Annotated in this window: 21 protein-coding genes; 16 read left to right on the plus strand and 5 right to left on the minus strand. The window is 43.6% G+C overall.

The genetic code is table 11. The features are described 5' to 3' along the window. The first annotated feature begins 74 nt into the window (after positions 1 to 74). The 5 genes from ACY8D0_RS07155 to ACY8D0_RS07175 all read left to right on the plus strand — a co-directional run bounded on the left by ACY8D0_RS07155 (position 75) and on the right by ACY8D0_RS07175 (position 4,943). The gene (locus ACY8D0_RS07155) at positions 75 to 923 is read left to right on the plus strand and encodes a DODA-type extradiol aromatic ring-opening family dioxygenase (protein ID WP_462409785.1); all 849 of its coding nucleotides are present in this window, start codon (positions 75 to 77) and stop codon (positions 921 to 923) included. 75 nt (positions 924 to 998) lie between these two features. Beyond that, entirely contained in the window at positions 999 to 2,195 is a 1,197-nt protein-coding gene (gene pobA, locus ACY8D0_RS07160) for a 4-hydroxybenzoate 3-monooxygenase (protein WP_462409786.1), read from the plus strand. Positions 2,196 to 2,258: 63 nt separating this feature from the next. Next, the gene (locus ACY8D0_RS07165; protein WP_462409787.1) at positions 2,259 to 3,611 is read left to right on the plus strand and encodes an aromatic ring-hydroxylating oxygenase subunit alpha; all 1,353 of its coding nucleotides are present in this window, start codon (positions 2,259 to 2,261) and stop codon (positions 3,609 to 3,611) included. Next, on the plus strand, positions 3,608 to 4,132 hold the full coding sequence (locus tag ACY8D0_RS07170) for an aromatic-ring-hydroxylating dioxygenase subunit beta (RefSeq protein ID WP_462409788.1): 525 nt from the start codon (positions 3,608 to 3,610) through the stop codon (positions 4,130 to 4,132). Before ACY8D0_RS07165 ends, ACY8D0_RS07170 begins: the two co-directional genes overlap by 4 nt. Positions 4,133 to 4,394: 262 nt before the next feature. Further along, positions 4,395 to 4,943 (plus strand): DNA-3-methyladenine glycosylase I, encoded by a 549-nt coding sequence (locus ACY8D0_RS07175; RefSeq protein WP_462409789.1) that lies wholly within the window; start codon positions 4,395 to 4,397, stop codon positions 4,941 to 4,943. A 74-nt stretch (positions 4,944 to 5,017) separates the two neighbouring features. On the opposite strand, the gene ACY8D0_RS07180 is transcribed toward ACY8D0_RS07175, so the two are convergent. Next, a complete protein-coding gene (locus ACY8D0_RS07180) occupies positions 5,018 to 5,185 on the minus strand; it encodes a hypothetical protein (protein ID WP_462409790.1) in 168 nt (55 codons plus the stop codon). Between the two features lie 299 nt (positions 5,186 to 5,484). Between ACY8D0_RS07180 and ACY8D0_RS07185 the strand changes: the two genes are divergently transcribed. After that, positions 5,485 to 6,156 carry a TetR/AcrR family transcriptional regulator gene (locus ACY8D0_RS07185; RefSeq protein WP_462409791.1) on the plus strand — a complete coding sequence of 224 codons (672 nt, stop codon included), beginning with the start codon at positions 5,485 to 5,487 and terminating at the stop codon, positions 6,154 to 6,156. 2 nt (positions 6,157 to 6,158) lie between these two features. Then, the gene (locus ACY8D0_RS07190; RefSeq protein WP_462409792.1) at positions 6,159 to 6,917 is read left to right on the plus strand and encodes a GTP pyrophosphokinase; all 759 of its coding nucleotides are present in this window, start codon (positions 6,159 to 6,161) and stop codon (positions 6,915 to 6,917) included. Positions 6,918 to 6,960: 43 nt separating this feature from the next. Here ACY8D0_RS07190 and ACY8D0_RS07195 read toward each other — a convergent pair whose 3' ends face one another. Beyond that, positions 6,961 to 7,428, minus strand: a complete 468-nt coding sequence (locus tag ACY8D0_RS07195; RefSeq protein WP_462409793.1) for a DinB family protein — start codon at positions 7,426 to 7,428, stop codon at positions 6,961 to 6,963. Between the two features lie 654 nt (positions 7,429 to 8,082). On the opposite strand from ACY8D0_RS07195, the gene ACY8D0_RS07200 reads away from it, so the two are divergent. The 3 genes from ACY8D0_RS07200 (at position 8,083) to ACY8D0_RS07210 (ending at position 9,633) form a co-directional block, all read left to right on the plus strand. Beyond that, positions 8,083 to 8,430 (plus strand): metal-sensitive transcriptional regulator, encoded by a 348-nt coding sequence (locus ACY8D0_RS07200; protein ID WP_462409794.1) that lies wholly within the window; start codon positions 8,083 to 8,085, stop codon positions 8,428 to 8,430. A gap of 14 nt (positions 8,431 to 8,444) precedes the next feature. Beyond that, entirely contained in the window at positions 8,445 to 8,651 is a 207-nt protein-coding gene (gene copZ / locus ACY8D0_RS07205) for a copper chaperone CopZ (protein ID WP_462409969.1), read from the plus strand. A gap of 85 nt (positions 8,652 to 8,736) precedes the next feature. Beyond that, a complete protein-coding gene (locus ACY8D0_RS07210; RefSeq protein WP_462409795.1) occupies positions 8,737 to 9,633 on the plus strand; it encodes a carbohydrate kinase family protein in 897 nt (298 codons plus the stop codon). 234 nt (positions 9,634 to 9,867) lie between these two features. On the opposite strand, the gene ACY8D0_RS07215 is transcribed toward ACY8D0_RS07210, so the two are convergent. The 3 genes from ACY8D0_RS07215 to ACY8D0_RS07225 form a co-directional block, all read right to left on the minus strand. Further along, on the minus strand, positions 9,868 to 11,145 hold the full coding sequence (locus tag ACY8D0_RS07215; protein WP_462409796.1) for an MFS transporter: 1,278 nt from the start codon (positions 11,143 to 11,145) through the stop codon (positions 9,868 to 9,870). After that, positions 11,142 to 12,476 (minus strand): alkaline phosphatase family protein, encoded by a 1,335-nt coding sequence (locus ACY8D0_RS07220; protein ID WP_462409797.1) that lies wholly within the window; start codon positions 12,474 to 12,476, stop codon positions 11,142 to 11,144. Before ACY8D0_RS07220 ends, ACY8D0_RS07215 begins: the two co-directional genes overlap by 4 nt. A gap of 243 nt (positions 12,477 to 12,719) precedes the next feature. Next, a complete protein-coding gene (locus tag ACY8D0_RS07225; protein WP_462409798.1) occupies positions 12,720 to 14,750 on the minus strand; it encodes a metallophosphoesterase family protein in 2,031 nt (676 codons plus the stop codon). A 210-nt stretch (positions 14,751 to 14,960) separates the two neighbouring features. On the opposite strand from ACY8D0_RS07225, the gene ACY8D0_RS07230 reads away from it, so the two are divergent. The 6 genes from ACY8D0_RS07230 to ACY8D0_RS07255 all read left to right on the plus strand — a co-directional run bounded on the left by ACY8D0_RS07230 (position 14,961) and on the right by ACY8D0_RS07255 (position 22,237). Further along, positions 14,961 to 15,455, plus strand: a complete 495-nt coding sequence (locus ACY8D0_RS07230; RefSeq protein WP_462409799.1) for a flavodoxin domain-containing protein — start codon at positions 14,961 to 14,963, stop codon at positions 15,453 to 15,455. Between the two features lie 139 nt (positions 15,456 to 15,594). Continuing rightward, on the plus strand, positions 15,595 to 16,635 hold the full coding sequence (locus ACY8D0_RS07235) for an ATP-grasp domain-containing protein (protein ID WP_462409800.1): 1,041 nt from the start codon (positions 15,595 to 15,597) through the stop codon (positions 16,633 to 16,635). Positions 16,636 to 16,906: 271 nt separating this feature from the next. Beyond that, positions 16,907 to 17,803 carry a PhzF family phenazine biosynthesis protein gene (locus tag ACY8D0_RS07240; protein ID WP_462409801.1) on the plus strand — a complete coding sequence of 299 codons (897 nt, stop codon included), beginning with the start codon at positions 16,907 to 16,909 and terminating at the stop codon, positions 17,801 to 17,803. A 479-nt stretch (positions 17,804 to 18,282) separates the two neighbouring features. Further along, the gene (gene hutU / locus ACY8D0_RS07245) at positions 18,283 to 19,956 is read left to right on the plus strand and encodes a urocanate hydratase (protein WP_462409802.1); all 1,674 of its coding nucleotides are present in this window, start codon (positions 18,283 to 18,285) and stop codon (positions 19,954 to 19,956) included. A 21-nt stretch (positions 19,957 to 19,977) separates the two neighbouring features. Beyond that, positions 19,978 to 21,267 carry an imidazolonepropionase gene (gene hutI / locus ACY8D0_RS07250; RefSeq protein WP_462409803.1) on the plus strand — a complete coding sequence of 430 codons (1,290 nt, stop codon included), beginning with the start codon at positions 19,978 to 19,980 and terminating at the stop codon, positions 21,265 to 21,267. Then, the gene (locus tag ACY8D0_RS07255; RefSeq protein ID WP_462409804.1) at positions 21,248 to 22,237 is read left to right on the plus strand and encodes an agmatinase family protein; all 990 of its coding nucleotides are present in this window, start codon (positions 21,248 to 21,250) and stop codon (positions 22,235 to 22,237) included. Before hutI ends, ACY8D0_RS07255 begins: the two co-directional genes overlap by 20 nt. Positions 22,238 to 22,272 lie beyond the last annotated feature (35 nt).

The following is a 22,272-nucleotide window of genomic DNA, read 5'->3' on the forward strand; positions in this document are numbered from 1 at the left end:
TAGCAAATGGAACCCTGATTTCACAGGGGTTTATCCCAGAGTACTGAATTTCAAAAAAATGTAGGGGGATAATGATGACAATTGAATTTAGTATGATCGTTCCTCATGTTCCTAGTCTTTGCCACGAGGACCAAGTACCAGATTTTCAACGGGATTTGGCTATTGCCATGAAACAATTTGGAAAAGAATTAAAGAAAATCAAACCAGATTTAATTGTCTTGGTGTCCTGTCACTGGCCCTCCACTTTTTTTCACTATGTTGACTGTACACCGGTCCATAAAGGTATATTAACAGCTTTTGAGGCACCGGACCTGATAAAAGATGTGCCCTACCATTATCCTGGCAATGAAGAATTAGCCAATGAACTAGTCAGAGCGGGCCAAGAGGCAGGACTGCCAGTTCAGGGTGTTAATGATCCCTATTACATATGGGATTACGGAAGTGTCGTCCCGCTAAGATATTTGGTTCCGGACGAGGATATTCCTGTTATCAATCTATCGGTCACCCTGGCAGCGAGTTTAGAAGAAACACATAAATGGGGTCAGGTAATCGCTAAAGTTCTGAAAGAAAGTGATAAAAGGATTGTCTTCATGTCGAGCGGAGCGCTTTCCCACAATATAGTGCGCGGAAGGCATAATAGGCCAACTATTACGGAACACGCAATGGATAAACAATTTGTCGAATTTATTATGAGCAAGAATTATCAAGCGGCGTATCACATGCTTCCGGATTATGCCAGGTTAGCCCGTGTGGAATCAGGCGGCCGTCACCTTGCTATGCTGTTCAGCCTCATTGAAGAAGGAAGCGAACCTGTCTACTATGCGGATGGACAGTCTTCGGGAAGCTGGAATACCCTAATTACCTTTGGTTATAAGCGGATTGACATAGTGGATCAGAGCATGGAGAGTGAATATGCAAAATAATGCGTAAACAGCTGAACGAAGAGGGTTTATCTCCTATTCTTTCAGTTGGTTACCGTTAGAAGGAGCGATTGGGTAATGAGGACTCAGGTGGGAATCATCGGGGCAGGCCCGGCTGGACTATTGCTATCTCATTTATTATTTCTACAAGGAATTGACTCTGTTATTTTAGAATCCCGCTCTCGTGAAGAGATTGAGGGGACGATACGCGCTGGGGTTTTAGAGCAAGGGACAGTTGATTTATTGAATAGCATCGGTGTTGGGGAGAGGATGATGCGTGAAGGGAAGGTCCATCACGGAATAGAATTGCAATTTGATGGGATCAGAAGGAGAATCGATTTTGACCGGCTTACCGGCGGGAAGTCCATTATGGTCTATGCCCAGCATGAAGTGATTAAAGATTTAGTGGCTGCCCGCCTGCAAGCAGGAGGGAAAATTCTTTTTCAAGTTTCAGAGACTACACCTCATCACATCGATACCGACAATCCAAAAATTACGTTTACGTACCAAGGTGAGCAGCAAGAGTTGGAATGTGATTTTATAGCTGGCTGTGATGGATACCATGGACCAAGCCGTAAAGCGATTCCGGCGGGTGAACGTGTGGAGATGCAAAAAGTGTACCCCTTCGGTTGGTTGGGAATCCTTGCGAAAACGCCACAGGTGAATCCAGAATTAATTTATACGAACCATGAACGTGGATTTGCCTTACTCAGCACTAGATCTCCTGAGATTCAGAGACACTATCTCCAAGTTGATCCGAGCGACGATATTAAAAACTGGTCAGATGACCGGATATGGTCAGAGCTTCATGCAAGGGTAGACTTAAATGACTGGTCGATTACGGATGGTCCGATTATCCAAAAGAATATCGTTTCAATGCGAAGCTTTATTTGTGAAACAATGAGGTATGGCCGGCTATTTTTGGCTGGTGATGCGGCACATATTGTTCCGCCAACCGGTGCAAAAGGTTTGAATTTGGCTGCAGCGGATGTTCAGGTGCTCGCAAGTGGATTAACGGAATTCTATCAATCAGGCAGCTCGGGGATGCTGGATCGATATCCGAAAATATGCCTCCGCCGTGTTTGGAGGGCACAAAGGTTCTCTAACTGGATGACAACAATGCTGCATCGAAATACTCAGCACAGTCCATTTGAATATGGCATCCAAATAGCAGAATTGGATTATGTCACATCGTCAAGGGCTGCCGCGGAGAGCCTTGCAGAAAATTATGTTGGTTTGCCATTAGAGGTATCTAAGAGTACTAGCCGTGTTTAAGCAGTTTGAATAATAACTAAAAAGCAAAAATGAAAACGCTTTATTAAGAAGGAGGGACGATTTATGCTAGTAAAGAAAACACTTGATGAAAATGCGTTTCGTTTAGTGAAAGAAAAACTTGAGCAAGGACTGCTTCCACAGTGGGTCATAACCGATCCTGATATTTACGAATTGGAAATGGAAAAGATTTTTGGCGTGACATGGCAATTCCTTGGACATGAGACAGAATTAAAAGAGCCTGGCAGCTATATAACCCGATGGATGGCCAATAATCCGATATTGCTTCTCAAGAACCGTGATGGAAAAATAAATGCGTTCTTGAATTCCTGCACGCACCGTGGAACCATGCTCTGTACGGCTGATCGGGGAAATAAAAAAACATTTACGTGTCCTTATCACGGGTGGAGCTATAACACCGATGGCGATTTAATCGGTATTGTCGCAGGAAATCAAGTCTATGGCGAAGAAATGTGCCGGCCGGATTGGGGGCTCCGCAAGATTCCGCGAGTCGAGAGTTACCAAGGCATGATTTTTGGAAATCTCGATGAAAACGCCGAGCCGCTGGAGGATTATCTAGGAGACATGAAATGGTACTTAGATCTTATGCTTGGCAGAAGCGGGGGAATGGAAGTAAGGGGGCTGCCGCAGCGCTGGGTTGCCAAAGCCAACTGGAAAGCCACTGCCGAAAACTTTGCAGCCGATCCATATCATGTTCAAACGACTCACCGCTCTACAGTCGAAATGGGGATTAGTCCTTCCGATCCTCTCTATGCAGCATACGGCCACCAAGTCGTCCTGGAAAATGGGCATGGAATTAATGTGGTCACCTCCAAAACGGGAAGGGCCAGAGTGCCTTTTCAGGCTACACCGGAATCGATGTGGCCGCTGTTCGAGCAGCATTTAACACCCGAACAGCTGGATATTCAATCACGTGTGACCGTGCTGGTTGGCGGAGTTTATCCGAATCTGTCCTTTGTCAGCCCTATCCACGGAACGGAAGGGCATCTGCACAATTATTTAAATTTCCGCGTATGGAGGCCGATTGGACCAGAAAAAGTGGAGGTTTGGTGTTGGTTTATGATTGATAAAGCGGCACCTGAAGAATATAAGGAAGCTGCTTATAGGGGCTATCTTGGTTCTTTTGGACCTACCGGGACTCTGGAGCAGGATGATACAGAAAACTGGGCAAGAATTGTCGAAGTCAGCAATGCACTGATGGTCCGGAATAAAGAATTAAATTACAATAACGTTAATAATTATTTAATGGGTTACGGCCGCGTTGAACCGGATCAAACATTTACTGGTCCAGGCACCGCTTATCCCACCACCTTCCTTGATGCGATTGCCAGGAGCATGCATGAAGAATGGTTCAAATATATATCCAAAGACATGGCATTAAAGGAGGTAAGTAAATGACTTCCGAAGTAAGAAGTAAAATCACTTTTGAAATTCAAAACGATATCATTCAGTTATTGCACCAAGAGGCCTTTTATTTGGATAATCGCAAATACAAAGAATGGCTGGATTTGCTGACGGATGACCTCGTTTATCGGATGCCAATGCGGGAGACGGTTGAAGGTGTGGGGGTCAGCGATATTGCTGAGGATACTTCTTTTTATGAAGAAACAAAACAAGCCTTAACGACAAGAGTCAACCGGTTGTACACAAAATCCGCTTGGGTGGAAAACCCGGCAACCCGCCAGAGGCATTTTATATCCAATATCATGATAGAACCAAGTTCCGAACCGAATGAATTTCTGGTCAGAAGTTATTTTTTATTTAAGCGAAGCCGTGCGTTTACCCATGAAATTGAGGAGATGTTTGGTGAACGAAACGATATTATTCGAATAGAGAACAACGAATACAAAATAGCAGCCCGTACCATTTATCCTGATCAAGCGGTTATTACAACGATGAATATGAGTATGTTTTTATAATGATGAAAAGGACTGCAAGATCATAATCGTTATTAATGAGTCAAAACGAAATGAAATAAGTTTATTGTGATGGAGTGTATCCCAAGTACTAAGCATTGTGGTACACTTTTTCTTTTTCTGCCTTGGTCATACTCGGAACATACCATCCATTTAAATTACGGTCATCCATTCACCATCCTGGAACTGGCAAATTTCTGTGGCCTTGTCAGAATTTCACTTAGAGACCTATAATGAAGAAAGAGCTGATTTTGGAGGGAAACGAATGAACAGGTGCGGCTGGGTCAATCAGGACCCGTTATATATCGATTACCATGACCATGAATGGGGAGTGCCGGTCTATGATGACCGTCTATTGTTTGAGTACCTGAATCTGGAGGGAGCACAGGCTGGTCTTAGCTGGTACACCATTTTAAAAAAACGGGAAAATTACCGTAAGGCTTTTGATCATTTCGACGCTGATAAAATTGTCCATTACGATGAAAAAAAGGTAGAGGAACTTTTACATAACGAAGGAATTGTCAGGAACAGGCTAAAAATCAATGCGGTCATAACCAATGCAAAGGCCTATCTTCAAGTGGTGGACGAATTTGGGTCCTTTCAATCATACATCTGGTCCTTTGTGGACGGAAAGTCGATTCAGAACCACTTTCATGACCTGTCGGAAGTGCCGGCTACCACGCCGCTCAGTGACAAATTAAGCAAGGATTTAAAGAAGCGGGGATTTAAATTTGTTGGTTCAACCATCTGTTACGCCTTTATGCAGGCAGTGGGAATGGTTAATGATCACGTTACCACCTGTGATTGTTACTAAAAAACTGCGCGGCTTTCCCAAACATGAAAAAAAAGATTCTCCAGTAACTGGGGAACCTTTTTAATAATTAGTATTTAAGAAGTTGTAGTTGGTTTATCTAAGCTGAAGTCCGATACCGGCAGAGTAATAATTTTACCGCCGATTTGGACATGAACCGTATCATTGAAGATGGCTTTTACGATTCCCTTTAACGAAATCGTAGAATTAACAGAGATTTTTTTTGATTCAGATTGGTTAGCCACAGGAATCATCACCTTTCGATATGGTCGAGTATATAAAAAAAATAAAGAAAAAATCAAGTAAACTGTATTATATTATTATTCGGAAAAACCACTTTGGTTTCCTGCATATAATTATCTTTATAAAAAAAAAATTCGGCCATGTTAACATCATTTCTTTAAAGTCAAAGGGGTGTTAAACAGGGAAGTGACTTAACATGAACCGTAGTTCAAGTATTACATGAAGAAGAGACCTTGTCAATAAAAACATGAACTATGGTTCAATTTATTGGTTTATGATATGATGGGTTCGAGGTGGTAAAATGTCAGAGCGAGAGGATTTGCATATTGGTGATTTTCCAATCATTCCGAAACAGGAACGGGCTCAGGCTAAGAGAAATGCCTTGTTGGATAGCGGCCATATTTTGTTTGTGTCAAAGGGATATGAACATACCACAGCCAAAGATATTGCAGCCCATGCTGGCGTTGCCATAGGGACCTTTTATCGTTATTTTTCTGATAAGCGGCAGCTGCTAATGTCCCTGTTAGAAGATAAAATCGACAATTATTTGCCGCCTGAACCAAGCTGGACGGCGAAGGATCCGGAGATCTATCTGGCGAAAGTGCTGGAGGAGCATGAAACAAGCCTCAACGAATCCGGCCTTTATCGTGTCTTGCCTGAAATTATTTTAAAAGATGCAGAGCTGGCGGAAATGCTGTCAGGGGCGAAACGAAAAATTCATGCAAGAGTATTATCCGATTTGCAGCGGGCGTACGATGCCGGATTAACCTGGAAGGACCTGGACCTGGAAACCGTGGCTTGGTCGATATTGGTATTAGTTGAAACCGGCTTTGAGAAATATCTTCAAAGCGGTAAACCAACGGATTATTATGCTTTGGCGAAGGTTATCTGCAGGCTGGTTTTTCCACCAGAAATATTGAAAACTTTAAGAAACTGTGAAAACCGTACAGCAGGAGAGGAACTGGAGCATTAACTATGGGACATGTTATTGATTTGAATGAATTAAAAGCACTAAAAGTGGAATTGACAAGATTTATGATGGCCTACAAGTTCGCCATTGATGAGATGAGCACAAAAATTAATATCCTTAGCGATGAATTTAATTATATTCATGAATACAACCCGATAGAACATGTTAAATCGAGAATAAAGTCACCAGAAAGTATTTTTAATAAGATATACCGTAAAGGCTGTGACCTTTCCTTAGAGGCGATCAAAGAGAATATTAGGGATATTGCAGGGATTCGGATTACTTGTTCGTTTATTTCCGATATTTATGAAATCAGCAGAATGATTTCCAGCCAAAAAGACGTGACGGTGGTCGATTACAAGGATTATATTAAAAATCCAAAGCCGAATGGCTATCAAAGCCTTCACCTTATTTTGCAAATCCCGATATTTATGTCTGACCGCGAGGAATTGACCTATGTCGAGGTCCAGATCCGCACAATCGCGATGGACTTTTGGGCCAGTCTAGAGCACAAGATTTACTATAAATACAATAAAGAAGTTCCCCATCATATGGTGGCGGAACTAAAGGAAGCCGCCGTAATGGCTTCACAATTGGATAAAAAAATGGAGCGGCTGCATCATGAAATTTCCGAAATCAAACAAGCGAACGAAGCCAATGAGGCACAAATATTCCTAGAGGATTTGCATCTTGACCGGCTTAATTTAGAAGGCCTTAATCTACCGATATTGGAACAGTTACTGCCTGATAAAAAAAGCAACTAAGTTATAAAAAAGTGGTGCCTGACATTTGTTTCAGGCACCATTTTTATTTAAAACGAAACAGTTTTTTTGTATAGGAATCTTTAATTTGGTTGATATGGTGCAGGTCATGTTCGGCCATGTCTAGAATATAGCTTTCAATCGTTAATTGGTGAGAACCGATGGTAAAAGCTTTTTGAAGGTTAACCCGGTTTAGTTCATCTAACAGTTTCTTGCGGTTGGTTAGGAAGCTGTCAATTAATTCTGATTTCCCGATGCCTGAATGGGCATAGGTCTCAGCCACATGGTTCATCGCTTGAACATCGATATGACCTGATGGAAGAACATCCATTGTGATCATTGATGGCAGGCGGGTATTAAGAATGTATTGGTCCCAGTATAAAAGATGGGCAACGATCGCAGCTGTAGACCATTTTCCCTCACTGATCGGCTGAAAAAACGCCTGATCATTCTCCCGTTCTTTTATTTCCTCCAAAAAGGGAATGATATTGCCAAACTGCAAGATTGCATTCATGAAAAAACACTCCTATTTCATTACTAATATAGCAATATCATACCAGTTCTTCTAATTTTATAGTATATGGTTTCCTGCGAATAATTATAAAAAATGGAGGGGATAACTGAACGAGAATCTTCGGATAATGTCTGACATAAGCCTTCCTATATTTAGCAATGAACTCGACGAGCTAGTTCGGCAATCATACGTTGTGCGGTTTTATAGTCATTTTCCCGATGTTTTTCCACTTTTACTCTAACGTTATTTGACCGGCAGTATACGTGGAAATTGACTTTATGGGCTTTAAGCAACGCTTTTTCCATTTCGCTTGTGTAATTCAATGATAGAGATTGGATAATAAACTCCTCCTGTTAATTTGCCTTTTATTGCAAAGCAAATTTTTTGGTTAACAGGTTTTATCTTATCAATTGTTCAGGTAAATCCACAAACTTGATTTTGGGGGATTATTCTAGCTATGAACGGGTGACAGAGAAACAGAATAGGAAGAAAAGATGAATCCTTAAAAATACAGCAAAATTCTCGTGATTGAAGCTTGTTATGTTAAATAGAAAGAGCTCATTGCTATAGGGGATCATGCCAAAGAAAGGGTCACGAAACTCTTCGCTTTACGATACGGGGGTATGATATAATGGGAAAAAAGGAGGCGTTCGAATGTCTTTAGAAATGGAAAAAAACGTTGAACAGCCTGATGAATCTTGCTGTGCAGAAGATGGCAGCCATCGCAAGAGCCATCATTCAGATAAAGTCAAAAGCAACCTAATCACCAGATTAAATCGGATTGAAGGCCAAATTCGCGGCATTAAAGGATTAATTGAAAAAGACACGTACTGTGATGACGTAATTAATCAAATTTCAGCAACCCAGTCGGCCCTAAATAGTGTAGCAAAGATTCTCCTTGAAGGCCACATGAAAAGCTGCGTCGTCGAGCGCATTCAAGAGGGCGACTACGAAGTGCTGGATGAAGTGTTAGTCACCATTCAAAAATTGATGAAAAAATAATGGAGGACTTCATGATGGAAAATGTTACATTACAAGTAAGCGGAATGTCGTGCAATCACTGCGTCAAAGCAATTGAAGGCAGCGTCGGCAAATTGGACGGAGTAAAAAAGGTAGCCGTTAAATTGGAAAAAGGCGAAGTGGACGTGGAATTTGATTCTGGCGTAGTCACTCTCGAATCCATTAAAGAAACGATTGATGATCAAGGATACGATGTGAACTAAGAAAGAGCACTCAAGTAGTTGAAATTACTTGGGTGCTTGTTTTTTTGATATACTTTATGGAAATTGATTTGTGAGGGGATTTAACTTGGGTAGTCAGGGAACGATCATATTCGGGGATGCCTTTATTGATTATATATCGGTGGACCAAACGAACAGTAAGTTTCAGCCATTTTTAGGCGGGGCCACCATTAACGTGGCGGCAGGGGTCAGACGGTTGGGTGTTCCTTCTTATTACGTAACGAAATTAGGAACGGATGAGGACAGTCACTTTGTCGAAAGAGAATTGCGGAAAGAAGGCGTACATATTGACTATTGTGTCCAGACTGTTTTGAAACGGATCTGCAGTGTGACCGTTTACTTGAATGAAAAAGGAGACAGGTATTTTCATTCCTATCAAAACCCAACTCCTGATGAACTTTTGTCAGAGAAGGAACTGAAAAAGGAATGGTTTCAGGGAAAGAGAATCTTTTATTTTGGTTCAGGAACTCTTTTTCATGATACTGCTCGGAATACAACAGAACAGGCATTAAAGTATGCAAGGGATGCTCGTTTATTTGTGGCATTTGACACAAACATCCGTTTGAAACGCTGGGAAAGCGAGGAGCAATGCAGGAAAACGATAGGTTCATTTATCGAGCGGGCGGATATTGTCAAAATGTCTGATGAGGAATTGTGCTTTCTCTTGGAGACAGCATCCGTTGAAGATGGATTGAAAAGAATTACAAAGTGGAACATTCCGTATCTTTTTGTAACAATGGGAAGTGAAGGCGCCATTGCCATACATAATAGGAAAAAAATAACGGTTCCGGGCAGAAAGGTGAAGGCCGTTGACACAACAGGGGCCGGGGATGCATTTATGGCCGCAATCCTTAGTTGCTTTCATGATCAAGGAACTCCTTCTGACGATGACATGTTAAAAGAGTATGTTGATTTTGCCAATGAAAAAGCGGCAATGGCGACCACGAAGCTGGGAGCCTTATAGAATACACCAATGATAATGAAAGACAAAACTTCTCCACAGAGGAAAGAATTGTCTCTCATAAAGGCGATAAACGACAAAAAAACTCCGTCAAAGATAAAAAATGTTTTTTAAGGGTTATGAAGGACAAACACCACACGGCAGGAGCTGAACTGTCCTTCATCTGTTTGGGGAAGTGCTGTAAATCCTGCGTCATACAAAAATGCACACGACTTCCCGTGTGCATTTTTCTTTAAGTTATGATTTTGCAATGGAATTGGAAGTTGGCACTGAATGGGCGTCGGGTACCCGCAGCAATAGTACGCCTCCGATGATAAATAAAATGACTAGGCTGAAAACGCCGCTGTTTGTATTGCCGGTCAGCTGGGCTGTTACTCCGACTAAAAACGGACCGAGGATCGCCGCAAACTTATAAAAAATACTATAAAAGCCGAAAAATTCATTCGCGTTTTCCTTCGGTACCAGCTTGGCAAAATAAGACCGGCTAAGCGCCTGAATCCCGCCTTGCGAAGTAGCGACCAGCATCGCTAGAATCCAGAAATCCAACACTGTTTTTAAAAAATAAGCATAGGTGCAAATCACAATATAAATGAAAATGCCAACCAAGAGCATCGTCTTGGCTTTAAAATGATCGGCAAGCTTCCCATAAAGTATTGCAAACGGGCAGGCGACAACTTGAGTGGCAAACAAAACAATCAATAAGTTCGTTGAATCAATCCCTAAATCAGACCCGTAAGCGGTGGACATCGTGATAATGGTGTTGACGCCGTCAATGTAAAAGAAATAAGCGATTAAAAATAGAAATAAAGGGCGGTACAGCTTAATTTTTTTAAACGTCTGAAACAGCTGTTTAAAGCCGTTGGAAATCGGGTTCGGGACAGGTTCTTTATAGTAGACCTGCTGGACATTTTTTAACAGCGGAATCGTAAATAACCCCCACCATAACGCCGTGATGGCAAAGGCCATCTGGCTCGCGACGGAAACCGAAAAAGGCAGAATTTCTTGCTGCGATAAGAGAATCAGGGCGATGCCCAGAATAAACGGGATCGTACTGCCGATATATCCCATCGCATATCCGCGGGAGGATACTTTGTTCATCCTTTCCTCCGTCGTGACGTCGACGAGGAAGGCATCATAGAAAATATTGGTGCCGCCAAAACCAATCACCGTGAACATATAACAGAAGAGCAAAAGGAGCCATTGATTACTGGGGACAACTGCCAGCAGAAAAGTAAAAATGATACCCAGCGCAAAGAAAAAAGTAAACAAGCGTTTTTTCAGTCCCTTGAAATCGGCAATGCTTCCGAGGACAGGCGCGCAAATCGAAATCAGCAGGGTGGCGAAGGAATTGGCATAGCCCCAATATGCAGTTGAATCGGCCGCTGCCAATCCGGCAGAATTAGCCGCAGCTTTAAAATACAGTGGAAATACAGCCGTTGTAATCAGAATCGAGTAGGCGGAATTGGCCCAATCGTAAAATACCCAGCTTTTTTCTTGCTTGGATAACCGGCTCATACAATTTCCTCCCAAGTATATGATGATAAATCTAACAGTTCTTCTATCACTTTTCCATCCGTGTCACCTAAACTGAGACCGAGGAGCCTGGCAAAAGTGGGACCTTCATCAATGAGCCGGATGCTGGGCAGCGTGACGGGATGTATGCCTTTACCTGCCGCCATAAATATGGTTCCGTAATTTTCTTTTTCGGGAGAGTAACCATGGCAGGCCACCGTATATTTTTTATCCCTGAACGCCTCTTCACGTGTGACTTTTTTAATAAAAACATCTTGGAAATCTTCTGAAAAATAATAGCCGCATTTTGCTTCGACCATGAAGGCACAATTGCCATCAGCGCCTTTTTTGGCGGCTTGTTCGCCGGTCAACACTTGTTCCATTCCGGATTCAGGGTTTTTCAGCAAGGAGAAAAGCAGTTGTTTGACCGCCCTATAGGTGATCGTGTCGTTCGGGTCGTTCAAGTAAATATAAGCGGAACCATCGCAGCTTTTGCAGTATGCTTTCCAATCGATAATTTTTCCTTTTGTGTTGGTGGTAAATAGATTTTGTTTATGAAACAAGTAATTGAGATGGATGGCTTTGTTTTCATCCAAAGCACTATGGTCTCCAAGTATCGCAATGGTGGAGTTTTCATAGATGCCGCTTTCCTTTAATGCCTCGATAATCCGGCCGAGACGATTGTCATGGCGGCGGATTGCGGCGAGCGCTTCCTCACTGGAGAAACCATGATAATGGCGCTGGGAATCCAAATCGGTAAAGTGCACCAATATTAGATTCGGTTTTTTGGACACGATGGTATCAACGGCCGCTTCCAATACAAAGTCATCCAGTTCGGGCTGGCTGAGTCCGTTGCGCAGATGGCCAAATCGTTTATTCAAGTCCCATTGGAAACCGGGAGTGCCGCTCCTGAGTGAAACCAAGATTTGATTTTGCCAAGGACGGTTAGGAAAAATCTCCGGCATGTTGTAGTCAATATTCGCTTTTCCAGTAATTGGCCAAAGCAGGGCCGCGGTTGTCATGTGGGCCTTTTTGGCTTCATCGTAAATCGTGGTGCCGCGAATTGAGCTTCGGTACCAGTGCCAATCGGGTGAAGGCCTGCCAGGCTGCAGCAGTGTATTATTGACCACGCCGTGCCGGTTTGGATAATTGCCGGTGACCAGGGTCGCATGGCAAGGATAGGTCACGGACGGATAGATCGTTTCCACATGCTTTACTAATGCACCCTGATTTAAAATGTCCTGAAAGTGAGGCAAATCTTGCAGAATAGGAAAGTCTAAAGCTGAAAGACAATCAAATGAAATAATAATCAAATGGTCGGTAAGGCGATTCATAAAAACCCCCCAGAAAAATATCCACTACCCCTCAATTGTACTATAAGTCAGATTCTTTGTTACAATTGAATTACAAAATTTTTGTAAATTAACTAATAAATGGTGAACAGGATACTCTGGCAGGACAGACTAACTCTCGGATGAGGCGGGAATACTCTCGCAAAGCAAATAACTCTCGGATAACAAGAGATTACTCTCGGATGAAGCCGGAATACTCTCGCAAAACACCATCATAACTCTCGTTTAAGTTATGACGGTGTTTTTGATTTGTTCAGCACTAACCACCAAAAGCCCGAGATTGTTATTCGTTACCATAATCGAATCCTCTTCTATAAATTGATAGGCTAATTGGTCCTTCCAAATAAAAGGCTCTGAATGTTCAGGTTCAACATGGATAATTTCATAATCTGGCCGGCAGATACGATGGATTTGTTTATTCTTCCGTTTGGCGGCATTCGACGTAATGACCGCCTTCATCAGCATGCCCCAGATTCCGGAAAAACTCCTATTTTTCAGAGGACTGCTGGTGACCTGATGGATGGAAAGCTGCTCGCCATCATGGAAGGTGACCTGTGCTTTAACTTCCGAAGCGAAATGGACATCGCCTGATAAAATAATGCATGGCGAAGCACCCCAATCGGCCGCCCGTTTTAAAAACTCGGTAAAACCTTTCCCGTTATACTTCCATGCCTCAAAATCGAAAGTAGTTTCGACGTCTATCCCAATGGCCCGAAAAGGGTAGACATAATTATGCAAAAAAGACTCAATCAACCCCATGCCATATACCGGCGTAGCCGAAACCACCATTAACGGTGTATGGCTTACCCAACCGCTTGCATCCAATTTTTTGGTTACTTGGTTCCACGACATTTGATTCACCAGCTCCGGCACAGCTTCATTTTCGAATTTAAAAGGAGCAGTACTGGTTGATTTTGTGTGCGATTTGTATTCCCTCTGTGTCCGTGTGTCTAAAAATACCGCTTCTGGAGAGGTCGGTGCGATATAATGCCACGAATCAAACTCCCAAACAGTACGGACCCATTTTTCATAACCCGAATCCTTGTTTCTTCGTTTTAGTGAGAGAAAGTGAGATTGCATGATTTCCAAAAATTCTTCCCCAAATGAATCAGGATCATTGCCCCAGCCTTGAAACATCCAATAGGCAGTCAATCCATTGGCAATCACATGCCGTCCCAATGGGGAGCGGGACACTTGGTCTTTCCAGCTGGCAGTAATGTTCCAGTCATCGGTAATATCATGGTCATCAAATATCATATAAACCGGGATATTGGCTAGCAATCTGCGAATCTTATGCAGGTTTTGTTGAAAAGAAACCAGGGCTTGTTGTTGGTTGTTGTACTGAGTCTTTAGCTTCCGTTTCTGCAAAGAATCCAAACCGGGTAAACCCACACCGAAGGGGGAATCGTAATAAATTTGATTTTCCGCATCGGCTACTTCAAACGTTTGAAATAAGCCATATTGATGGGCGGTTTTCCAAAGCGCAGGACTCCAGGAAAGCAAGTACATCGCCGCATATTCACCCAGCTCCATTAAATGATTTTCAGGATTGTCCGTGGTGAAATGGCAGAAATCTTTGATGATTTCCTTGCGGCCATTAATTTGGCTTCTGGCACTCCGGGACCTTTCCTTTCCCAAACGCGGCTCCACTTTTTCGAGCGGCTCCCGTGTGCCGAGTAATGCTTTCCCAAGTTTGGATAACACGCGGATAATCGGGTGTGCCACGTTGTCGGCATAAATTTGGTCCCCCGTTAAAAACAGGGCTGTTGGGCGGGAGTCTAAACTGGCCGCATGTTCTTCCAAAATAGAATCCCCTTTAACTAACCTATCATCTCCTTCTCCATGAAGTTTCCGGCACGACCCATACAAAAAAGAGGAAGGTAGCTTGTCTGCCTGTATCTGAAAGGTGGGGTATTGCAAATCTCCATAGGTCAACGACTGGTCTGCAAAAAGGCGGGCCAAATCGCGGCTCTTTTTGGAACGAAGAAAATGGAGATTATATCCAATAAGCGTATTGAGCGGAAAAGATGGATCGCTGGAAGGCTTGATACCAATTAAGTGAATGAATAGATTCTTACCTGCTTGGATCGTTTTGCATTCCGATACGGTTTCCAATTTTTCGTAGGGGTTATTTTCTGTCACTTTGAAAAATTCCTCAGTAATATCGGCATTTTTGCTTGTGGCAAGCCAAATGTAAACCTTGGTTGGCTCAACCCTCCTAAGAATCGGTCCGGCCAAAATGAAGGGAAAATTCATATTTCCACCTCTTTCATTAGTTCATTCCAATATATTCCTAGGCCAAGTCAGCAGTGCTATTTGACAGGTTTCAAAACCGATCCTACGGCGTAATTGTCATAATATTGCCAATTGCCTTTCGGTAAAAGCGAGTGAACAGGAAGTATAATAGGAGTGAAATAATCATGATAAGAATGTCTTCGCCATTTTGATGAAGGAGGAGCAGGGGATATGAAAACATTGATTGTTTATTGCTCATCCCATGGTACTGCGGAAAAAGCGGCACGAATCTTAAGTGAAAACTTGGAAGGGGAAGTGTTGGCCGTTGACTTAAGGCGAGATAAGGTTTTATTCGATCCGGAGGAATTTGATACGGTAATCATTGGGGGATCAATTCATGCAGGGGAAATCCAAGGAAAAATGAAACACTTTATCGAAAAATATCATGATGTTTTGTTGGAAAAGGACATTGGCTTATTTTTATGCTGCATGCGAAAAGGAGATATCGCCATTGAACAATTCAATCATGCATTTCCAACCGAATTGAGAAAAAACTCCGTGGCCATGGGATTATTCGGTGGGGAATTGCTTGTATCAAGAATGAATTTTTTTGAGCGGCATGTCGTCAAAAGGGTCGACGGAGTGACAAAGGATCTATCGGAAATCGATTTGAAGGCCATCATGGAATTTGCCTCCAGAATCAATAACCGTCCTGTTTTGGTTTGATATTTAAAAAAAGAATAACACCCGTTTCCGCCACAATCGGAACGGTTTTTTTTGTCGTAATTTGCATTCTCCAATAGTATTTGATTATAATATAAACTTGTTTGGTATATATTGGATTTCAACACGAAAGAGGTTTAGCATGAAAATTTGGTTTAACAGATGGTTTACAACAGTTTTACATTATATTGAAATGATTCGCGAGAATGAAGATCACCGTAACTTTACTATTTATGGTTCCCATCCGAATCCTGACGCGCTGTATTTACAAAATTGCGATCATGCCTTTATCGAACCGGATCTTTCTGGGGATGCCTATATCGATTTTTGCCTTGATTTTTGCTTAACGCATGGCATTGATATTTTTATTCCCCATAAGGAAAATGTCCTGATTTCGCAACGGCTGGAAAAGTTTGAAGCCCTGGGGGTCAAAGTTCTTGTCTGCCCTGATTCTAAACTGATGGACATGATGGAAAATAAGGCGGCAGTATATAAAGAATTTACTTCCAGACCTGAATTATCGCTTTTTTCAATCCCCGACTATCATGTTGTGAACAATCTTGAAGATTTTAAGCGGGCTTATGAGTCTTTGAAAAAGAAAGGCCATAAAGTGTGTTTTAAACCGGTTATCGGTGAAGGGGCTGCCGGGTTCCGGGTCATTAAGGAGAAAAAAGATTCCATCGAACAGCTTTTCGGTTATTCCACGGGGTACCGGATTCCTTATAACTATGCTTGTGATATTTTAAGCCAGCAGGCTTCTTTTCCGGACCTGATGGTTCTTGAGTATTTGGAGGGGCGCGAATATAGCATCGATTGTTTGGCCTCGGAAGAAAAATTATTTGCGGCCATCCCAAGGATGAAGGGGGACGGCCGGGTAAGGGAGCTTGTCGATCACCGTGGGCTGATGGAGATGGCACAGGCTTTTCATGACGTTTATAAAGTCCCGTATGTCTTCAATATTCAGGTGAAATACAATCAGGGTGTACCGAAACTGCTGGAAATCAATCCAAGAATGAGCGGCGGGCTTCATATCAGCTGCCTTTCCGGCATCAACTTCCCATATCTCGCCATAAAGGTCCTGCTGGGGGAGAGAATGGATAAGATTACACCTCGATTCGGCATTCGCGCGAGCCATATTGAACAAGAACTAATTCTAAAAGATAGCTGGAGTCAGGCACTATGATCGAATATTTCCCAAGTTTTGTCCGCCTGTGGAGGACAATTGGGGCTGGTATCTGATGCCAGCTTTTTTTATGTCATCCACTTGGAATACACAGGAAAATTGATACCTATTGGTGAATAGGTAGTTGTTTATAACGAACAAACAGGAGCAGATTCTGGTTGTCATTAAGAAATATTTAATACCCGGTATCTATACATAGAAATGGTTATGCGAATTAATTTGTCTTTAGGCTATAATCAGGAGGACTGAATGATATTTTTGGAGGGATGAAATGAGAAAAATTCCAGTTTATCATATTGATGCTTTTACATCCGAACCGTTTTCGGGAAATCCTGCAGGAGTGGTGCTGGAGGCGGAAAAATTAACAGAAAATGAAATGCAGAAAATTGCCAATGAGTTAAGTTTGCCGGAATCGGCCTTTTTGATGCCCTCAGAGCATCCGGAAGCCGACTTCAAAGTGCGTTTTTTTACACCAACAGAAGAAATTAACTTTTGTGGCCATGCAACAGTCGGTCTCTCCTGGCTGCTTGCAACAGAATTTGATTATCTTCAAAAAAATGATCAGGTGATTTTTGAAACCAATATTGGACTTATTCCAGTAAAATGGATCATGGAGGATGATCAGTTGGTTCGAGTTTCAATGACTCAGAATGCTCCAAGTGTCAAAGAATCTCAGTTTGATAGCCAAAGAATGGCGGAACTAATCGGGATTGATGCAAAGGAATTAGATGATCGATACCTGATCAAGATAGGGAATACCGGTAACAACCATCTCCTTGTACCGGTTAAGTCCCGCAAGGCGATCGAATCCGCTGAACCCATGCTAAAGGAGCTGGCAGCCATGAACCGAGAATACCAAATCTCTACCACACATTTATTTACATTTGATACAAATGAGGAATTTGATGTGTATACTAGAGGGTTTGGCCCGGGAGTCGGAATTAACGAAGATCCTGTTACCGGTTCTGCTAATGGAGCATTGGCAGGTTATTTCTATCTGGAAGGAATCATTGCCAAAAATCAAAAACATCAGTTGAAAATTGGCCAAGGGCATGCCATGGGCCGTCCTGGTACGCTGTTTGTCACTGTCACACCAAAACAAGAATCAGCCATTATCGAGGTTGCCGGTTCAGCTATTATAACAATAAACGGTAATCTTGTTATGTAAACTAGATTTTTATGATAGTACTGAGACACCTATCCATGAAGGAAGGTGTCTTTTTTCATGACATTTTTAATATTCTTAATAATAGACAGTTTTTGTAGAGATTGTTGTTTCCTTCTTACGTTTATCAAATGGGATTCTGTAATATGTATTAGCTACCGTTCTGGCGAGTTTTCCGAGCGTACGGTCGTTAATAAATGGCTATTAACGACCGTTATGGCGCTTTTTCTGAGTGTACGGTTGCTAATAAGGGCGATTAACGACCGTACTGGTGATTTTTTCGAGTGTACGGTCGCTAATAAAGGCGATTAACGACCGTATTGGCGATTTTTTGGAGCGTACAGTCGTTAATCGATATTACTTCTATTTTAAGGAAATACGGGTATTTCCCAATTTAAACGAAATTTTTCCGCTTATTTTTCAAACACAGAAAAATCAATATTCAATAACAGGGCCTGAAATAACCGAGGGAGGGATCGGAAGTGGGGGAAAAGCCTAACAAACAAAGGGTCATTAAAAGCTATAAGGGAACCCAGCTTCATGCAAAGGGATGGATACAAGAAGCGGCATTGCGAATGCTGATGAACAATTTGGACCCGGAAGTGGCAGAACGGCCAGAGGATTTGGTAGTTTACGGTGGCATTGGGAAAGCCGCTCGGAACTGGGAGGCGTATGATCGAATTGTTCAAACCCTGCTCGAGCTAGAAAATGAGGAAACATTGCTGATTCAATCCGGAAAGCCAGTGGCCGTTTTTAAATCACACAAAGATGCACCACGGGTCCTTCTCGCCAACTCCAACCTTGTACCCGCATGGGCTACCTGGGAGCATTTTCACGAGCTCGACCGAAAAGGGCTGATCATGTTCGGGCAAATGACGGCTGGCAGCTGGATCTATATCGGCAGTCAGGGAATCGTACAGGGGACGTACGAAACCTTTGCCGAACTCGCCCGGCAGAAGTTCGCTGGCACTTTAAAACATACGATTACCTTAACCGCCGGACTTGGTGGAATGGGCGGCGCACAGCCATTGGCGATTACCATGAATGAAGGGGTATGCATTGCAGTGGAAGTGGATGAAACGAGAATTGATAGGCGAATTGAAACAGCCTATTTGGACGTGAAAACAAAGGAACTTGATGAGGCATTAAGATTGGCCCAAGAAGCAAAGGCGGCCGGCAGACACTTGTCAATTGGGCTCCTGGGAAATGCTTCGGAACTCCTGCCAATCATGATTGACAAAGGATTTACCCCCGACACCTTAACCGACCAAACCTCCGCCCATGACCCTTTAAACGGATATATCCCCGCAAGTTTTACACTAGACGCTGCGGCCAAGTTACGGAAGGAAGATCCTGTTCAATATGTAAAGCTGGCCAAACAAAGCATGTCTGAACACGTCAAGGCGATGCTCCATATGCAGAAAAATGGCGCAGTTACGTTTGATTATGGAAACAACATCCGTCAAATGGCCAAAGATGAAGGCGTTGCGAATGCTTTTGATTTCCCAGGTTTCGTACCAGCCTATATCCGCCCGCTGTTTTGTGAAGGAAAAGGCCCGTTCCGCTGGGCGGCACTTTCAGGCGATCCGGAGGATATTCGAAAAATTGATCAGGCCATCCTTAGGGAATTTAAGGATGATGCTCATTTATGCCAATGGATTCGCATGGCTGGAGAAAAAATTAAATTTCAAGGTCTGCCGGCGCGCATCTGCTGGCTGGGCTACGGTGACCGAGCCCGGTTAGGCAAAATGATCAATAAAATGGTGGCATTGGGAGAAGTATCCGCTCCGATTGTCATTGGCCGGGACCATTTGGATGCTGGTTCCGTAGCCTCGCCGAACCGGGAAACGGAAGCAATGAAGGATGGCAGTGATGCGGTTTCTGACTGGCCCATCCTTAATGCGCTTATTAATGCCGTTGGCGGTGCCAGTTGGGTATCCGTCCACCATGGCGGCGGGGTTGGCATGGGGTATTCCCAGCATGCCGGAATGGTCATTGTGGCCGATGGTACAAAAGAGGCAGCAGTACGGCTGGAGCGAGTCCTGACTACCGACCCTGGCTTAGGGGTGGTCCGGCACGCGGATGCCGGTTATGAACTGGCTATTAAGACGGCGAAAGAAAAAGGAATTAGAATGCCGATGCTGGACCAAGATTAATCGGAAGGGGCGGCAGAAGGGATGAAGAAACCACTTTTTATCAGAAAAGCATCGCAGCTGATCACCTTGCAAGGGAGTTCGCAGGCTCCCCGGGTTAAGGAGGAGATGTCAGCCCTCGGCGTTATTGAAAAGGGCAGTGTTTGGATTGAAGAGGGCGTCATCAAGGACATTGGCAAGGATGAAGAGCTGGCTGCCAAGTATCAAAATCGTTTGAATGGAGCCGATCTGATTGATGCAAGTGGAAAACTAGTCACACCAGGGTTAGTCGACCCGCACACTCATCTTGTGTTTGCCGGCAGCCGGGAAAACGAATTTAATCTCCGGCTTCAAGGCGCAACGTATATGGAAATAATGAATGCCGGCGGTGGGATTTATGCGACAACTAGCAAAACAAAGGCTGCGACACATGTGGAACTTTTTCAACAGGGGTATGAACGGTTAAACCAATTTTTGCTCCACGGGGTCACGACAGTCGAAGCAAAAAGCGGCTACGGTTTGGATTGGGAAACTGAGCAGAAACAGCTGGAAGTGGCGCAGAAGTTAAATCAACAACATGCCATTGATGTTATTGCCACGTTCATGGGAGCCCATGCCGTCCCAAGGAAATATAAGCAAAATCCGGATAGGTATGTGCAATTATTAATCAAGGAAATGATTCCAAAGGTGTCGGAGCTCCGCCTGGCAGAGTTTAATGATGTTTTTTGTGAAAAAGGGGTGTTTACCCCAGAACAATCGCGGACCATTCTTGAAGCAGGAAAAAACTATGGCCTGCTTCCCAAAATCCATGCGGATGAAATTGAACCGTACCAAGGAGCAGAGCTAGCGGCAAGGGTCGGGGCCATTTCAGCGGACCACCTGTTAAAGGCCTCGGAGACAGGGCTGCGCCAGATGGCTGAGAAAGGGACAGTAGGCGTATTGCTGCCGGGCACGGCATATTTTTTAATGGCGGAATCAGCGGATGCCCGAAAAATGATTGACCTGGGCGTGCCGGTCGCACTGGCAACGGATTGCAATCCCGGTTCATCCCCAACGGTCTCTATGCCATTTATCATGAACTTTGGTTGTTTAAAAATGGGGATGACCCCGGCTGAAGTCATAACAGCGGCCACGATTAATGCAGCACACGCGATTAACCGCGGCCATGAAATTGGCAGCTTGGAAGTGGGGAAGAAGGCGGATATAACTATTTTTAATGTCGAGAATTATATAAAACTGCAATACTTGTACGGGGTTAATCATACGGATACGGTTGTAAAAAATGGCCATGTCGTAGTGAAAGGAGGGAAGCTGATTGAAGAGTATAGTCCTTAACCCACCAGGATTTATTTGGGTTCGGCCTGATAAGGGAAAGAGGATTTCAAAGGTCCATGAATGGATACAGCCATTGACAAACGAATCCAGCGATGTCTCGTTGGCGGAAAAAGCGGATGTATTGGTAGTGGGAGTCCCGCTTTCCCGTTCCTCAATTAGCGCATCAGGGGCCTCGGAATTTCCCGATCATTTTCGCCGGTCCTGGAAATCCTTTTCCACTTATCATCTGGAGGAAGATACGGACTTGGCGGAAATAACCGCAGTGGACGCAGGGGACGTTCCCATGCATGTGACCGATATCAGCCGTTGCCATGACAATATTGTTGAAGCTTCCTCCATGCTGCATGGCCGCTTCCCAAAGGCGAAAATCTGCGGAATCGGAGGCGATCACTCGATTACGGCGATGATGGTAAAAGGATGGAAGCGGGCTAAGCCTGGAGTGAAAATAGGGATCCTTCAGTTTGATACCCATTTTGATCTGCGGGATTTAACCGATAATGGCCCGTCCAACGGCACGCCGATGCGAAACCTGATTGAAAGCGGCACCGTAAAAGCAACCAATATTTATAACATCGGCCTGCATGGATTTTTCAATACCAGAGATTTAAAGGAATATGCTGATAAAACAGGTGTTCATTACGTGACCTTAAAACAGGCGAGAAAACTAGGCATCGAGACGGCTGTTGGGATATGTCTGGAACAGTTGGCGGCTAAAGTTGACACGATTTATTTGACGGTGGATATGGACGTCTTAGACATCGCCTATGCCCCTGGTGTTCCAGCCTCCACACCAGGAGGCATGACTGCTGCCGAATTGCTTGAAGGAGTACTTGCAGCTGGCCGGCACCCTAAAGTAAACACCATGGACATCGTTTGCCTTGATCCCCTTAAAGACACTCAAGTCCAAACAACAGTGAAGCTGGGTACCCATGTATTCCTCAACTACCTTACTGGGACTTTGTTACGGTAAGATTTACAGAAACAAATTTTAATATGTTAATAGTC

It is taken from the genome of Neobacillus camarae (genome assembly GCF_054950115.1).

What these genes read in the sequence shown, in the direction of transcription:
- ACY8D0_RS07155 (WP_462409785.1), top strand. Translation starts at nt 75, where the DNA reads ATGACAATTGAATTTAGTATGATCGTTCCTCATGTTCCTAGTCTTTGC.
- pobA (WP_462409786.1), top strand. Translation starts at nt 999, where the DNA reads ATGAGGACTCAGGTGGGAATCATCGGGGCAGGCCCGGCTGGACTATTG.
- ACY8D0_RS07165 (WP_462409787.1), top strand. Translation starts at nt 2,259, where the DNA reads ATGCTAGTAAAGAAAACACTTGATGAAAATGCGTTTCGTTTAGTGAAA.
- ACY8D0_RS07170 (WP_462409788.1), top strand. Translation starts at nt 3,608, where the DNA reads ATGACTTCCGAAGTAAGAAGTAAAATCACTTTTGAAATTCAAAACGAT.
- ACY8D0_RS07175 (WP_462409789.1), top strand. Translation starts at nt 4,395, where the DNA reads ATGAACAGGTGCGGCTGGGTCAATCAGGACCCGTTATATATCGATTAC.
- ACY8D0_RS07185 (WP_462409791.1), top strand. Translation starts at nt 5,485, where the DNA reads ATGTCAGAGCGAGAGGATTTGCATATTGGTGATTTTCCAATCATTCCG.
- ACY8D0_RS07190 (WP_462409792.1), top strand. Translation starts at nt 6,159, where the DNA reads ATGGGACATGTTATTGATTTGAATGAATTAAAAGCACTAAAAGTGGAA.
- ACY8D0_RS07195 (WP_462409793.1), bottom strand. Translation starts at nt 7,428, where the DNA reads ATGAATGCAATCTTGCAGTTTGGCAATATCATTCCCTTTTTGGAGGAA.
- ACY8D0_RS07200 (WP_462409794.1), top strand. Translation starts at nt 8,083, where the DNA reads ATGTCTTTAGAAATGGAAAAAAACGTTGAACAGCCTGATGAATCTTGC.
- copZ (WP_462409969.1), top strand. Translation starts at nt 8,445, where the DNA reads ATGGAAAATGTTACATTACAAGTAAGCGGAATGTCGTGCAATCACTGC.
- ACY8D0_RS07215 (WP_462409796.1), bottom strand. Translation starts at nt 11,145, where the DNA reads ATGAGCCGGTTATCCAAGCAAGAAAAAAGCTGGGTATTTTACGATTGG.
- ACY8D0_RS07220 (WP_462409797.1), bottom strand. Translation starts at nt 12,476, where the DNA reads ATGAATCGCCTTACCGACCATTTGATTATTATTTCATTTGATTGTCTT.
- ACY8D0_RS07225 (WP_462409798.1), bottom strand. Translation starts at nt 14,750, where the DNA reads ATGAATTTTCCCTTCATTTTGGCCGGACCGATTCTTAGGAGGGTTGAG.
- ACY8D0_RS07230 (WP_462409799.1), top strand. Translation starts at nt 14,961, where the DNA reads ATGAAAACATTGATTGTTTATTGCTCATCCCATGGTACTGCGGAAAAA.
- ACY8D0_RS07235 (WP_462409800.1), top strand. Translation starts at nt 15,595, where the DNA reads ATGAAAATTTGGTTTAACAGATGGTTTACAACAGTTTTACATTATATT.
- ACY8D0_RS07240 (WP_462409801.1), top strand. Translation starts at nt 16,907, where the DNA reads ATGAGAAAAATTCCAGTTTATCATATTGATGCTTTTACATCCGAACCG.
- hutI (WP_462409803.1), top strand. Translation starts at nt 19,978, where the DNA reads ATGAAGAAACCACTTTTTATCAGAAAAGCATCGCAGCTGATCACCTTG.